Origin of the sequence: Actinoallomurus sp. NPDC052274 (genome assembly GCF_040679475.1) — a bacterium.
GTDB lineage: Bacteria > Actinomycetota > Actinomycetes > Streptosporangiales > Streptosporangiaceae > Actinoallomurus > Actinoallomurus liliacearum.
In genome coordinates, this window is the sequence record NZ_JBFAUT010000009.1 from 139014 (window position 1) to 152079 (window position 13066).

General features: G+C 70.2%; 11 protein-coding genes. 9 read left to right on the plus strand and 2 right to left on the minus strand.

Going from position 1 to position 13066, the window contains the following annotated elements; genetic code table 11:
• Positions 1 to 392 precede the first annotated feature (392 nt).
• Positions 393 to 1322: an aminoglycoside phosphotransferase family protein gene (locus AB0K82_RS10995; protein WP_364395289.1), complete on the plus strand. Its 930-nt coding sequence runs from the start codon at positions 393 to 395 to the stop codon at positions 1320 to 1322.
• A 3-nt stretch (positions 1323 to 1325) separates the two neighbouring features.
• Here the strand turns inward: AB0K82_RS10995 and AB0K82_RS11000 are convergent, their stop codons facing one another.
• Positions 1326 to 2639 (minus strand): hypothetical protein, encoded by a 1314-nt coding sequence (locus AB0K82_RS11000; protein ID WP_364395291.1) that lies wholly within the window; start codon positions 2637 to 2639, stop codon positions 1326 to 1328.
• 540 nt (positions 2640 to 3179) lie between these two features.
• Between AB0K82_RS11000 and AB0K82_RS11005 the strand changes: the two genes are divergently transcribed.
• Together AB0K82_RS11005 and AB0K82_RS11010 are read left to right on the plus strand one after the other, a co-directional pair.
• Positions 3180 to 3431, plus strand: a complete 252-nt coding sequence (locus tag AB0K82_RS11005; RefSeq protein WP_364395293.1) for a hypothetical protein — start codon at positions 3180 to 3182, stop codon at positions 3429 to 3431.
• Complete coding sequence (locus AB0K82_RS11010; protein ID WP_364395295.1) at positions 3428 to 3652, plus strand: hypothetical protein; 225 nt, start codon at positions 3428 to 3430, stop codon at positions 3650 to 3652. The genes AB0K82_RS11005 and AB0K82_RS11010 overlap by 4 nt, the downstream gene beginning before the upstream one ends.
• A 314-nt stretch (positions 3653 to 3966) precedes the next feature.
• On the opposite strand, the gene AB0K82_RS11015 is transcribed toward AB0K82_RS11010, so the two are convergent.
• Complete coding sequence (locus AB0K82_RS11015; protein WP_364395297.1) at positions 3967 to 4749, minus strand: SDR family oxidoreductase; 783 nt, start codon at positions 4747 to 4749, stop codon at positions 3967 to 3969.
• Between the two features lie 82 nt (positions 4750 to 4831).
• Between AB0K82_RS11015 and AB0K82_RS11020 the strand changes: the two genes are divergently transcribed.
• The 6 genes from AB0K82_RS11020 to AB0K82_RS11045 all read left to right on the plus strand — a co-directional run bounded on the left by AB0K82_RS11020 (position 4832) and on the right by AB0K82_RS11045 (position 13039).
• Positions 4832 to 5605, plus strand: coding sequence for an SDR family oxidoreductase (locus tag AB0K82_RS11020; RefSeq protein WP_364395299.1), 774 nt, complete (start codon positions 4832 to 4834; stop codon positions 5603 to 5605).
• Positions 5606 to 5616: 11 nt separating this feature from the next.
• The gene (locus tag AB0K82_RS11025) at positions 5617 to 6561 is read left to right on the plus strand and encodes an LLM class F420-dependent oxidoreductase (RefSeq protein ID WP_364395301.1); all 945 of its coding nucleotides are present in this window, start codon (positions 5617 to 5619) and stop codon (positions 6559 to 6561) included.
• A 119-nt stretch (positions 6562 to 6680) separates the two neighbouring features.
• Positions 6681 to 6971, plus strand: coding sequence for an iron-sulfur cluster biosynthesis family protein (locus tag AB0K82_RS11030; RefSeq protein WP_345360447.1), 291 nt, complete (start codon positions 6681 to 6683; stop codon positions 6969 to 6971).
• Positions 6972 to 7533: 562 nt separating this feature from the next.
• Positions 7534 to 7974 carry a hypothetical protein gene (locus AB0K82_RS11035; protein WP_364395303.1) on the plus strand — a complete coding sequence of 147 codons (441 nt, stop codon included), beginning with the start codon at positions 7534 to 7536 and terminating at the stop codon, positions 7972 to 7974.
• Between the two features lie 137 nt (positions 7975 to 8111).
• Complete coding sequence (locus tag AB0K82_RS11040; protein WP_364395305.1) at positions 8112 to 9650, plus strand: DNA polymerase Y family protein; 1539 nt, start codon at positions 8112 to 8114, stop codon at positions 9648 to 9650.
• A 122-nt stretch (positions 9651 to 9772) separates the two neighbouring features.
• The gene (locus AB0K82_RS11045) at positions 9773 to 13039 is read left to right on the plus strand and encodes an error-prone DNA polymerase (protein WP_364395307.1); all 3267 of its coding nucleotides are present in this window, start codon (positions 9773 to 9775) and stop codon (positions 13037 to 13039) included.
• The last annotated feature ends 27 nt before the right edge of the window (positions 13040 to 13066 follow it).

Here is a 13066-nt window from a genome sequence, read left to right on the forward strand (position 1 = left end):
AGGTGTGGATCCCAAAGGTCGGTTGGGTGAGTTCGATCTCGGTCAAGGTGATCAAGCCTTGGGAGAGATCACTCTGTCTCCTTCGGACCGGCTTGATCTGTCCCAGTCTGCCCATGTTGCCGTCACCTGCGCGGCCCGAGATGTCCAGGCGTGCACAAGTAAGTGTCCGGTCCCTCACACGAAGTGGGGGGCCGGATTTGTTTAGCCGTTCCCACTCTGCGTGGCCGCCCGATCGGCACGGCCGGAGGGACCGGCGCCCACGCCGCACGCACGTAGGGCGTGCCGGAGCGGGCGGCCTGCGGCGGCGCTTGCGCGCCGCCTTGATCCAATACAGCGAAATTCGGCAGAGGTCGGTCATGGCGTCGTGGGCGCGTGTAGGTAGCGTGCAAGGCATGATCTCCCACGGTGCTACGGAGCCGGCCGAGGACGGGAACGCCCAGACTTTCGCCGCTGCGGACACGTTGCGTACGTTGAACCACGCCGGCGCGGTGGCGGGAATCGATGTCACGGGTGCGCGGCTTCTGCGGATCGGTGAGAACGCGATCTACCGCCTGCCTGATCGGACCATCGGCCGGATCGCGCGGACTGCTGCCTATGAGCCGGATGCGCGCAAAGAGGTGGCGGTGGCTCGCTGGTTGGAGGGCCAGGGATATCCGGCAGTTCGGGCGCTGCCTATCGATCAGCCGGTCATCGTTGATGGGCGAGTGGTGACCTTCTGGGACTTGATCTCGGACAAGGAGTCGTACGGTTCTACCGCTGAGGTCGCCTCGCTCCTGGCCTGGTTGCATCGGCTGGAGCCACCGTCTTCTCTCAGGCTGCCGCCACTCCAGCCGTTCGCCCGCGCAGAGTTGCGCATCGATGGGGACGGCTGGCTGAGTTCGGAAGATCGCGATTTCTTGCGTGGCCGGTTGGGAGAACTTCGGACTCGCTATGCAGAACTTGAGTTCGCTTTGGCTCCAGGCGTCATCCATGGTGACGCGAGCGTCGGCAATGTGATTCACGATGACGCGGGCAATCCGATACTGATCGATCTCGACGGCTTTGCGATCGGTCCCCGTGAGTGGGACCTGGCCCTCACAGCGATCTACCACGACAGTTTCGGCTGGCACACGCGAGATGAGTACGAGGTCTTTGTCAAAACCTACGGCTTCGACGTGATGGAGTGGCCCGGCTACCCGGTTCTACGGGATGTACGCGAATTCCTGATGGTCACATGGCTTAGCCAGAAGGCATCCGATGATGAGAAAATCGCCGCTGAAGTACGCAAGCGAATATCGGCTCTGTGCACCGGCTCGGGCAAGCGAGACTGGCAGCCGTACTAGGCTTCAGTTGCCCGGTGGACCGGCTTGACTCCACAGCGAGAATCCGGCGGTCTGTTCTTCGAAGTCGCGGATGACCTGCTCTGCGCTTATATCGGCTAGGCCGGCCCGGAATTCTCGGAGATAGCTGACACATCGGGCGGATTTCAGTTGCTCTCCGATGCGCAAGGCATCGAGCGTGACTTGGCAGGCTTGCTCCGCTTCACCTGCGCGAAGGTAGGAGTCTGCGAGAACCATCGTAGCGAAGAAGTCACTTCGTTGATACGTTCCGTCGGCGTTCCCGAGAGACTGTGAGGCATAGTTCGTCGCGTCGACTGGTCGGCCGAGGTCTCGAAAGCAGTGGCCGAACTCCGCGGCGAGCTCCGCCTCGTCGAAGTATTGGATCCATTCCGGGTCATCCATGGGGTTGCGCTTCCCGAAAGCCATGACGGCTGCGGAGAGCGCCGAGTCGCACCCTCGCGCATCCCCAAGCCGGGCGAGCGCTCGGGCCTCCATGACGTGGAAATGGGCCGTAAGCGTCGGGGTGGCAATGGCCTGAGTGCCGAGCCGGGCGGCCTTCGCTAGGCTGGCGGCTTCTTGGAAGCGTCCTACAAAGGTCGCTTGATGGCTCATCGCGTCGAAGATGCTTCCCGCCAGCAACCTGTTGTTTGCCGATTCGGCAAGTGCTAGCGCTTGGATGAAATACCGCTGAGCGAGGCAGTGTAGCCCGCTGTCGTATGACATCCACGCGGCGAGGAGGGTCGCCTCCGCTACTGCGGAAAACAAGTCGCGGCCGACTTCTTCGGTGAAGCTTCCGGATAGTAGTTGCTCGACATCGCCGGCAAGGAACTGAACAAGCGAATGGCGCGCGTGACCTCCACCGAATCGGTTATCCATCTGCGCGAAGATCTCTGTGGTCAGCTTCACGCGCTGAACGTCCGTCGCCCCTACGCGTCGACTTCCCGAACCAGATGGTTCTGCGGTTCTTGAGTCCGCGAGAAGTAGCCACTTCAAAGACGCGTCATTCCAGGCGGCGACATTTATCTTCCCGCTGACGACAGGTGTCACTTCGTCGAGATCGGCGCGCCAGAGAGTAGAAATGGTTTCGATGCGCTCGTTGTGTGAGGACGGGAGGGTAAGTCCCAGATCGGCGGGGGCGGACCGCTCTGTCGCTTGCTGTCTCCTTGGGGCGAGACCGAGCGTAATGCGGGCATGGTCTGGCATGTTCAGGCCATCGGCGATGCGTTCCCATGCGTCGAATGCCTCGATGTTCTTGCGTCGGCCGTGCATGAGATCGTTAATCCGGCTCTGAGACTGACCCGTAGCCGCTGCGATGCGCATCTGACTTATGCCATGTTTCTGGAGGAACCAGAACAGTTCCCCTGCGCGCCGTTCCCGGAGAAACCGCCGGACCGAGTCTTGACGCCATGCGTGATCCGGGATGTGGATGGGCTCGAAGGACGATCGAGACATCACGCATCGCCTCCTGAAACTCGGGTTCTCGAAGTTTATCCCCAATGGGGATATCCGCTGGAAGTCGTTCCGGAGTGAGCGTCCGGGCCAGGCTTGTCGGCATGAGCAGCGAACAAACGAAAACCTCTCCTACTGCGTGTCCTGCGGCGGTCGCCGATGGAAGTACATCCGGCCAAGGCGAGGGCTGATCATTGCGCGGGCGGATGAGCCGATGGCTGGACCAGCGGTCCGGGGGCCGTCTTCGCGCTGCTCAGGCACGGGTCGCGAATTGTCGGCGGCCTGATGAGCTGCGGGGCCGATGGCGCTGACGGGATGGCTTCTCGTCGCTCACACCTGCGTCACCGGTCCCGCGCCGAACGGGAGGGAGCAGGGGTGAGCGGGTCGAATCATGGTCGGCAGGTTGGTCTTTTGACCGAGTTGTGCCGCGAGCTGGCCAAGCTCGGGGTCAAGGTCGGGATGAGTGACGCTCGTCCGGCGTTGACGGTGCGCGGGAACCTGGCCGACCGCAGGCTGTGGATCGAGATCACCCGGTCGGGTGAGTCGTTCGTGTGGCGGCGTGATGACCACGTCCGTCACGCGGTGGATGATCCGGCGGGGGCGGCGGCGCAGATCGCCGAGTACTTGAAGCTTCGTGACGCGGGGTCCGGCGACCGGTCATGACCGTCGATGCGCTGGCCGTACTGAGACGCCGATTCCCCGGTGTGGTGATCTGGTTCGGTGCGGCCACGCGGTCGTGGTGGGCGATGGTGTGGGTGTCGGGGCGGTGGCGTCTGGTGGAGGCCATGGACCCCGAGGAGCTGACCAAAGCGATCTTGTCGGCGGCCACCTGGCCGTATCCGGCGGCGGTGTGGACCCGTCCGGTAGTCGTGACGGCCGGTTGACTGAACGCTAGGCCCTCGACCAGTCGAGTTGATGGCAGGTCGTCATGGAAGACACGGACTACGCGCCGCCCAAGTACCTCCAGATCGTGCAAACGATACGGCCGCGCATCAAGGACGGCACGTATCCGCCGGGGGCCGTGCTTCCGTCGGACACACGACTGATTCAGGAGGTCCCGCTGGTCCCGCCCAGTCCTGGATGAGGCGAAGTCCTTTCGGGTGAACCGCGGCCTCGCCTGGGTCGACGGCCGGACGCGCCCGCCCGTCGTCGAAGACTTCCGCCGCTTCGTCATGTCCCACGCGGCGGCCTGAGCCGCTCAGCCGCGGACGGTGGAGACCATCCGACGCAGCCCGGCGAGCCAGCGGTCGCGGTCGGCCGCCTTGCGGCGCTCGAACTCGGCCACCTCCGAGTGAGGCAGGATCAGGAAGGACTCGGCCGCGAGACCCGCGACGACGGCCTCGGCGACGTCGTCGGGTTCGAGGACGGCGCCCGCCGCGGCCACGACCTGCCCCGCCACGCCTTCCAGGGCCTCGGCCAGCAGCGGCGTGCGCACCCCCTGCGGGCAGAGCGCGCTCACCTTGATGCCCTGGTCGCCGTACGTGAGCGCGAGCCACTCGGCGAACGCCACCGCCGCGTGCTTCGTCACGGCGTACGGCGCGTCGCCGGGCTGGGTGAGCAGGCCGGCGGCCGAGCAGGTGTTCAGGAGATAGCCCTCGCCGCGCTCGAGCATGCCGGGCAGCGCGGCGCGCGCGGCGTACACGTGGGCCTGGACGTTGACCGCCCACGCGGCCGCCCACTGCTCGGGGGCGGCCTCCAGCCCCGCGCCGGTGCCGATGCCCGCGTTGGAGCACACGAGATCGATCGGCCCGAACTCACCGGCCCTGCCGATCATCGCCTGGACCTGCTCCTCGTCGCCGACGTCGACGCGGAGCGCGACCGTACGGCACTCCAGTGCGGCGGCGACCCGCTCCACGGCGTCCACGTCGAGGTCGGCCAGGCAGAGCGCGGCCGCGCCCTCGGCGGCGAACCGGCGGGCCAGCGCGGCCCCGATCCCGCTCCCGGCTCCGGTGATCACGATGTTCTTACCGGTGATCTGCATGGCGAGAACGTAACATCCGAGACTAGGCTGAACCCGATTCGGTTGTCAGAAAGATCCGGGCGTCAGCAGGGAAGGCGGCAGCATGGGACTCGAGACCGGCCTGGCGGGGAAGACCGCCCTGATCACCGGCGCGTCGCGCGGCATCGGACGCGCCACGGCGGAGGCGCTGGCCGCGGAGGGCTGCAACGTCGTCCTGTCCTCGCGCAAGCAGGACGCCCTGGAGGAGGTCGCGAAGGACATCCGGGCCGCGCATCCCGGAGTCGGCGTGCTGCCGAAGGCCGCCCACGTCGGCGACGAGGACGCCGCGCGGGCCTGCGTGGAGGCCGCCGTGGCCGAGTTCGGGGGCGTGGACGTGCTCGTGAACAACGCGGGCACGAGCCCGTACTTCGGCCCGATGGTCGACATCGACGCCGGGCGGGCCGACAAGACCGTGCAGGTCAACCAGTTCGCCGTCGTGCTGTGGACGCAGCTCGCCTGGAAGCTGTCCATGCGGGCGCGCGGCGGGGCGATCGTCAACATCTCCTCCGTCGGCGGCATGGTGACCGAGCACGGCATCGGCTACTACAACGCCACGAAGGCCGCCGTCATCCACCTCACCAGGCAGTTCGCGGTCGAGCTCGCCCCCTCGGTGCGCGTCAACGCCGTCGCCCCCGGACTGGTCAAGACGCACCTCGCCCGGGCACTGTGGGAGGACAACGAAGAGCAGATCGCCAAGTACATGCCGCTCGGCCGCCTCGGCGAGCCCGAGGACATCGCCAAGGCGGTGGTCTTCCTGGCCGGGGACACGGCGAGCTGGCTGACCGGGCAGACCCTCGTCGTCGACGGCGGTTCGACCGTCCGTCCGTCCATCGCATGAGGAGGCTCCGAATGTCTCGATGGGGAATCACGATCCCGCTCATGGGAGTGCCCCTGGCCGACCACCGCGAGGCCGTCGAGAGCCTGGCCGGTCTCGGGTACACCGACGCGTGGTCGGCGGAGACCAACGGGGTCGACGCGTTCACGCCGCTGGCGCTCGCCTCGCAGTGGGCCCCCGACCTGCGGCTCGGACCGGCGATCGTGCCGGTCTACACGCGCGGTCCCGGCCTGCTCGCCCAGCAGGCCGCCACGCTCGCCGACCTGGCCCCCGGCCGGTTCGTGCTCGGCCTCGGCACCTCCTCGCCCGTCATCGTCGAACGGTGGAACGGCATCCCCTTCACCGAGCCGTACCAGCGCGTCCGGGACACGCTGCGGTTCCTGCGCCGGGCACTCGTGGGCGAGAAGGTGACGGACGAGGCGCTCGGCGTGTCCGGCTTCCGGCTGGACAACCCCCCGAAGACGCCGCCGCCGATCGTGCTCGCCGCCCTGCGGCCCGGCATGCTCCGTCTCGCCGCCCGCGAGGCCGACGGTGCGATCACCAACTGGCTGGCGCCGCAGGACGTCCGGACGGTGCGGAGCGCGTTCGGGACGGAGAAGGAGCTGATCGCGCGGATCTTCGTGTGCCCGACGTCGAACGCCGAGGAGGCGCGGGCGCTCGGCCGCCGGCTGATCGCGGCGTACCTGACCGTGCCCGTCTACGCGGCCTTCCACCAGTGGCTGGGCCGCGGCGAGCAGCTCGCCGCGATGAACGAGGCGTGGGCCGTCGGCGACCGCAAGGCCGCCCTGGACGCGATCCCGGACGACGCGGTCGACGACCTCGTCGTGCACGGCTCGCCGGACGCGTGCCGCGAGCGGATCCGCGCGTACGTCGAGGCGGGCCTGGACACTCCGATCCTCGCCGTCCTGCCGAGCAGTGAGCTCTCGATCCCGGCCGCCGTGCCCGCTCTCGCCCCCTGATTTCCGTCAAGTCGCTAGATCCCGGATGTTTGCCGACAGGAGGCGTCGGGCATGGCAGGGCCCATGCACGGGGCCGTGCGCCGTGCTGACCTGCAATCGAACCGAAGGAGCTGTCGACAGTGCTGACGCTGACCGATTCGGCGGTCCAGGTGATCCGTACCGTCACCAGCCAGCCCGAGCTTTCACCGCAGACCGGCCTGCGGATCGCCACTCAGGGCCAGACCGAAGAGACGGGCACGCTCTCTCTCGCGGTGGCCGAAGGGCCGCAGGCCGGCGATGAGATCGTCGAGGAGCAGGGCGCCCGTGTCTACCTTGAACCGGACGCGGCGACGATCCTGGACGAGATGACGCTGGACGCGAGTGTCGACGAGAACGGGGACGTCACCTTCCGCCTCGCGGAACAGACCTGACCACCTGAACGAACCGGCCCCGGGCGCGCCTTTGCGAGCCTGGGGCCTTTTCGTCCCAGGTCCGTTCGTCCGTTGTGGTGCTGGGAGGGAGGCGACCTGGGGGCAGGATGGGGGCAGGCCATACGGTCCCAGCCGGTCTTCACAGCCTGGCGAACCCGTGCGGCCATTGCCCGATTATGGGACGGCTCCCCGTCGTCACCTCGGCGCGCCGGCACTACCGGCGTACTCGACCACGCCGTGCTCGAAGCCGCTACGGCGACGACGCCGTGCGCGACCTCGAGGTCGTCCTGGACGAGGGTTCCGCACCGACCCAGGGATGGGCGGCGATCGCGTCGAAGGGGGCCAGGGCGAGGCGACGCAGGGAAGCGAGAACATCGCGCCCCACGTCGTAAGCCGTTGAGCGGCTGCCGGGATCGGCCGGAGGAAACGCCTTGAGCGAGGCCGTAGGTTCGGTTACACACGTGGGACGCCGTCGGACAGTCATCTCGTGGTGCCGTAAAAGGCGCCACGCGTACAACTCAGACAGACGACTCCGGTCGTCCCGAATAGTCAGGAGAGATCCATGACCGACACGCAGGGCGCGCTGGCCGAGCGCGCTTTCAGGATTTTCCAGGACGGGGGCTTGCGTGGGAACCCGGACTCGATCGAACGGACGGTACTGGCCAAGGCGAGTAGGTTCTTCGGCACTGCGGCGAAGGTCCAGCTCCTCGAATGGTGCGGCGAGGGCGGCCCGGAGGGCTACTACGCGGACCTCGTGAGCGTCTCGGTGGACGTGCCGCGCCGGCAGGTCGAGCCGATCGGCACGAAGGTCGTCCCCATCCATGGGATCAAGGGCAACACGCAGGAAGAGATCGCAGCGAAAATGGTGGTGGAGGCGCGGCCCGCGTTCGATGCCGACGCCAACCTCTACGCGGAGATCGACTGGGTGGTGACCTGCGTGGACCCGGAGTTGGACGGCTTCTCGTACAAGTGCCGGAAAGGAAAGGTCTTCCAGGTCGGCTGAGCCGGGACGGCGCGCAGCGCGCCGTCCCTTCCGGATATGCGGCCCTTCCCGAACCTGCGGGAAGGGCCACGTCCGGTAGTTGCCGCCCCCGCCCTGGCGGGGGGGGGGGGGGGGCGGGGCTCGGCTCGGCTCGGGTCGTGGCGTGCTCGGCGGCGGCGCGCGCCGCCGGCGTGCGCCGGGGGCAGCGGCTCCGCGACGCGCAGCGGCACTGCCCTGGCCTGGTGGTCCGCGACCGCGACCCCGACGCCGAGGGACGGCTCTTCGAGACGGTCGCCGCCGCCGTCTCGACGATCACTCCCTGGGTCGAGGTCGTACGCCCCGGCGTCTGCGCCATCCCGGTGCGCGGCGCGGCCCGCTACCACGGCGGCGCCGACCGGGAGGCGGCGGAGGAGTCGCTGCGGATCCACGTCCAGGACACGGTGGTCGAGCGGGGGTTCGACTGCGGGGTGGGCGTCGCGGACGGTCTGTTCGCCGCCGAACTCGCCGCGCGCACCTCGGACGGCGGAACGGTCGTCCCGCCGGGCGGGACGCCGGACTTCCTCGCGCCGTACCCGGTGACCGTCCTGGGCCGACCGGAGCTCGCCGACCTGCTGCCCCGGCTCGGCATCCGCACGCTGGGCGCGTTCGCGGCACTCCCGGCCCGGCACGTCACGAGCCGCTTCGGCGCGGACGAGGTACGCGCGCACCGGCTGGCGCGGGGGCTGGACGCCCGGCCGCCCGCGCCCCGGCCGCCGCACACGGACCTGACGGTGACGACGGAGTTCGACCCGCCCGCCGCGGCGGCCGAACAGGTCGTCTTCGCCGCCAAGACGCTCGCCGAGCGGCTGCACGAGGCGCTCGCCGCCGAGGCCCTGACCTGCGTACGGATCGGTGTCGAGGTGACGGACGCCCACGGCCGTACGCAGTCCCGGCTGTGGCGGCACGACGGGGGGGTGGCGGAGCGTGGCCACGGGGGTGAAAGGGGGGCGGCGGGGCGTAGCCACGGGGGTGAAAGGGGGGCGGCGGGGCGTAGCCACGGGGGTGAAAGGGGGGCGCTGTCCGCCCTCGCCGTCGCCGAACGGGTCCGCTGGCAGCTGTCGTCCTGGGAGGCCCCGCCCGATGAGGAGGGGGTCGGCGGCATCGTCCTCCTGCGGCTCCTGCCCGACCAGCTCGTCCCGGACGAGGGACGGCAGGAGGCGCTGTGGGGACAGGGCACGGTCTCCGACCGCATCATGCGGGCGGCCGCGCGGGTCCAGGCCATGCTCGGCCATCAGGGGATCGCCCGGCCGTACCCGGTGGGCGGCCGCGGGCCCGGCGAGCGCGTCGTCCGGGTGCCCGTCGGCGATCTCCCGCCCGAACCGGCCGCCTCGGAGGGGCGGTGGCCCGGGCGGATCCCCGACCCGGCGCCGGCGGTGGTCCATCCCGACCCGCTGCCCGTCCGCGTGACCGGTGCCGACGGCGCGCCGGTCACGGTCAGCGCCCGCTGCGTGGTCTCCGCGTCGCCCCACCAGCTCGAGATCGATGGGCGCGTCCTGCCGGTGACCGCGTGGGCGGGTCCGTGGCCGGCCCGGGAGCGCTGGTGGGACCCGGCGCGGTTCCGCCGCCGGGCGCGGTTCCAGGTCGTCACCGCCGACGGTGGCGCGCGCCTGCTCGTCGTCGAAGGCGGCCGCTGGTACATCGAGGCCGACTATGCCTGACCGATCAAGGCCAAGGGGCCCGGTCGTGGCCGCCACGGGTGGCGCACGCACCTCGAACCAGTCGAGGCCAGGAGGCTCAGGGGCGGTGCCCGCGTGGGCCGCCGGGAACGCGGGGAGCCGTCATGGGGTTCGATAATCCGCGGATCCCGTGGCGGGAGTTCGAGCGGCGGTTGTCCTGGGGCGTGTCCTCGCCCGCGGGCGAGGGCGCGACGCCGGCGGATCGACCCGCGCCGCCCGTACGGCTGCCGTCTCCCACGCCGCTGCCGTCGCGCGGAGGCGGCTGGGTGGAGCTGCACTGCCACTCGTCGTACAGCTTCCTCGACGGCGCCTCCGGCCCGGACGAGCTGGTCGAGGAGGCGGTCCGGCTCGGCGTCGAGGCCCTGGCGATCACCGACCACGACGGCATGTACGGTGCCGTACGCCTCAAGGAGGCCGCCAAGGGGACCGGCGTGGGCACGATCTTCGGCGCGGAGCTGAGCCTGGACCTGCCCGCCGCCGCGGCGGGCGAGCCCGACCCGGGCGGCCGGCACCTGTTGGTGCTCGCCCGCGACGTCGAGGGGTACGGGCGGCTGAGCGCCGCGATCAGCCGCGCGCAGCTCGCCGGTGGAGAGAAGGGCCGCCCCGTCTACGACCTGGCCGACCTGGCCGACGCGCACGGCGGGCACTGGGTGATCCTCACCGGCTGCCGCAAGGGCGCGGTGCACGCGAGCGCGAACCCCGAGGCGGAACTGCGCGCGCTGATCGAGATGTTCGGGCGGGAGAACGTCTTCGCCGAGCTGATCGACCACGACCAGCCCCTCGACGACGCGCGCAACGACGCCCTGTACGACCTCGCCCGGCGGGTCGGCGTCGGCGTCGTGGCCTCGAACAACGTCCACTACGCCGCGCCAAGGGACGCCCCGCTCGCCGAGGCGCTCGCCGCCGTACGGGCCCGGCGCGGCCTGGACGACATGGACTCCTGGCTGCCCGCGACCGGCACCGCGCACCTGCGGTCGGCGGCGGAGATGGCGGCGCGGCTGGCCCGCTTCCCCGGCGTGCTGGAGCGGACGGTGGAGCTGGGCCGCTCGTGCGTCTTCGACCTGGAGCTGGTCGCGCCGAACCTGCCGGACTGGCTCGTGCCTCCCGGCCATACCGAGGCGACCTGGCTGCGGCACCTCGTCGAGGAGGGGGCTCGCGAGCGGTACGGGACGCGGCGAGGGGCGCCGCGGGCGTACCGGCAGATCGCGCGGGAGCTGAACGTCATCGAACAGCTCGGCTTCCCCGGCTACTTCCTGATCGTGCACGAGATCGTGGAGTTCTGCCGGGACAACGACATCCTGTGCCAGGGCCGGGGGTCGGCGGTGAACTCCGCGGTCTGCTACGCGCTGGGCATCACCGGCGTCGACCCCGTACGGCACAACCTGCTGTTCGAACGGTTCCTGTCGCCCGGCCGCGACGGGCCGCCCGACATCGACCTGGACATCGAGAACCGCCGGCGCGAGGAGGTCATCCAGCACGTCTACGACAGGTACGGCCGCGACCGGGCCGCCCAGGTCGCCAACGTGATCACCTACCGGCCGCGGATGGCCGTCCGGGACGCCGCCCGCGCGCTCGGCTTCTCCCCCGGCCAGCAGGACGCCTGGTCCCGGCAATTTTCGCCGGCCGAGCCGCTGCCGCCGGAGGGCATCCCGGAGGCGGTGACCGCGCTGGCGGACCGGATGCAGCGGCTTCCCCGGCATCTGGGCATCCACTCGGGCGGCATGGTCATCTGTGACCGGCCGATCGGCGAGGTGTGCCCGGTCGAGTGGGCGCGGATGCCGGGGCGCAGCGTGCTGCAGTGGGACAAGGACGACTGCGCCGCCGTCGGCCTGGTCAAGTTCGACCTGCTCGGCCTGGGCATGCTGGCGGCGCTGCACGACACGTTCGACCTGGTGGGCGAGTTCCACGAGCGGCGCTACGACCTGCACACGATCCCGCCGGACGACCTGGACGTGTACGCGATGCTGTGCGACGCCGACACGGTCGGGGTGTTCCAGGTCGAGTCCCGCGCGCAGATGGCGACGCTCCCCCGGCTCAAGCCCCGGACGTTCTACGACCTGGTGGTGGAGGTCGCGCTGATCCGGCCCGGCCCGATCCAGGGCGGTTCGGTCCACCCGTACCTGCGCCGCCGGAACGGGCACGAGCCGCCGGACCTGCCGCACCCGCTGATGCGCAACGCGCTGGAGCGCACGATGGGCGTGCCGCTGTTCCAGGAGCAGATGATGCAACTGGCCGTGGACTGCGCGGGATTCACCCCGGCGGAGTCCGACGCGCTGCGGCAGGCGATGAGCGCCAAGCGCGCGCCCGAGCGCGTCGAGCGGCTCCGCGACCGGCTGCTGAGCGGCATGGCCGAACGCGGTATCCCCGCCGAGATCGCCGAGGAGGTGTACGACAAGATCCTCGGTTTCGCCAGCTTCGGGTTCCCCGAGTCGCACGCGCAGAGCTTCGCGCACATCGTGTACGCCAGCGCGTACCTGAAGCGGCACTACCCGGCGGCGTTCACCACCGGGCTGCTGCGCAACCAGCCGATGGGGTTCTACAGCCCGCAGACGCTGCTCGGCGACGCCCGCCGGCACGGCGTGCGGGTCCGCGGCGTGGACGTGAACGCCAGCTCCGACCAGGCGACGCTGGAGGCTCCGTACACGCCGGCCGGGGACCTCCCGCACGCGCCCGTGGAGCCACAGCCCGCGATCCGCCTGGGCCTGTCGTCCGTGCGGAACCTCGGCGAGGACGCCGCGAAGCGGATCGCCGCCGGCCGGCCGTACGCCGACCTGGAGGATCTGGTGCGCCGGGTGCCGCTGTCGACGGCGGCGCTGGAGGCCCTGGCCACGGCCGGCGCGTTCGGCTGCTTCGGGCTCGGCCGCCGCGAGGCGCTGTGGGCGGCGGGCGCGCTGGCCCACACCCGCCCCGGCCACCTGCCCGGCACCGCGCCGGGCACCGCCGCCCCCGAGCTGCCGCCGATGACCATGGTCGAGCAGACCATCGCCGACCTGTGGGCCACCGGAACGGCCGAGCACCACCCGATGGCCCATGTCAGGGCCGCCCTCGACGAGCGCGAGGTCGTCCCCCTGAACGCGGTCAAGGACGTGCCCGGCGACACGAACATCCTGGTCGCCGGCGTCGTCACGCATCGGCAGCGCCCGGGAACCGCGAACGGCGTGATCTTCTTCAACCTCGAGGACGAGACCGGCATGCTCAACGTCCTGTGCCGCCCGCAGATCTGGGAGCGCCACCGTAACGTCGCCTTCCAGGCGCAGGCGCTGCTCGTCCACGGCCGCCTCGAACGCCAGGACGGCGCCACCAACCTTGTCGCCACCCGTTTGCAGCGGCTGCCCGTCGCCACGATGGCCCGCAGCCGCGACTTCCGGTGACCGCGCCGGCCGACGGCCTTTACGTTG

Bases quoted from the DNA above. Each gene is read 5' to 3' on its own strand.
- AB0K82_RS10995 (WP_364395289.1), top strand. From the start codon at position 393: ATGATCTCCCACGGTGCTACGGAGCCGGCCGAGGACGGGAACGCCCAG.
- AB0K82_RS11000 (WP_364395291.1), bottom strand. From the start codon at position 2,639: ATGCGCATCGCAGCGGCTACGGGTCAGTCTCAGAGCCGGATTAACGAT.
- AB0K82_RS11010 (WP_364395295.1), top strand. From the start codon at position 3,428: ATGACCGTCGATGCGCTGGCCGTACTGAGACGCCGATTCCCCGGTGTG.
- AB0K82_RS11015 (WP_364395297.1), bottom strand. From the start codon at position 4,749: ATGCAGATCACCGGTAAGAACATCGTGATCACCGGAGCCGGGAGCGGG.
- AB0K82_RS11020 (WP_364395299.1), top strand. From the start codon at position 4,832: ATGGGACTCGAGACCGGCCTGGCGGGGAAGACCGCCCTGATCACCGGC.
- AB0K82_RS11025 (WP_364395301.1), top strand. From the start codon at position 5,617: ATGTCTCGATGGGGAATCACGATCCCGCTCATGGGAGTGCCCCTGGCC.
- AB0K82_RS11035 (WP_364395303.1), top strand. From the start codon at position 7,534: ATGACCGACACGCAGGGCGCGCTGGCCGAGCGCGCTTTCAGGATTTTC.
- AB0K82_RS11045 (WP_364395307.1), top strand. From the start codon at position 9,773: ATGGGGTTCGATAATCCGCGGATCCCGTGGCGGGAGTTCGAGCGGCGG.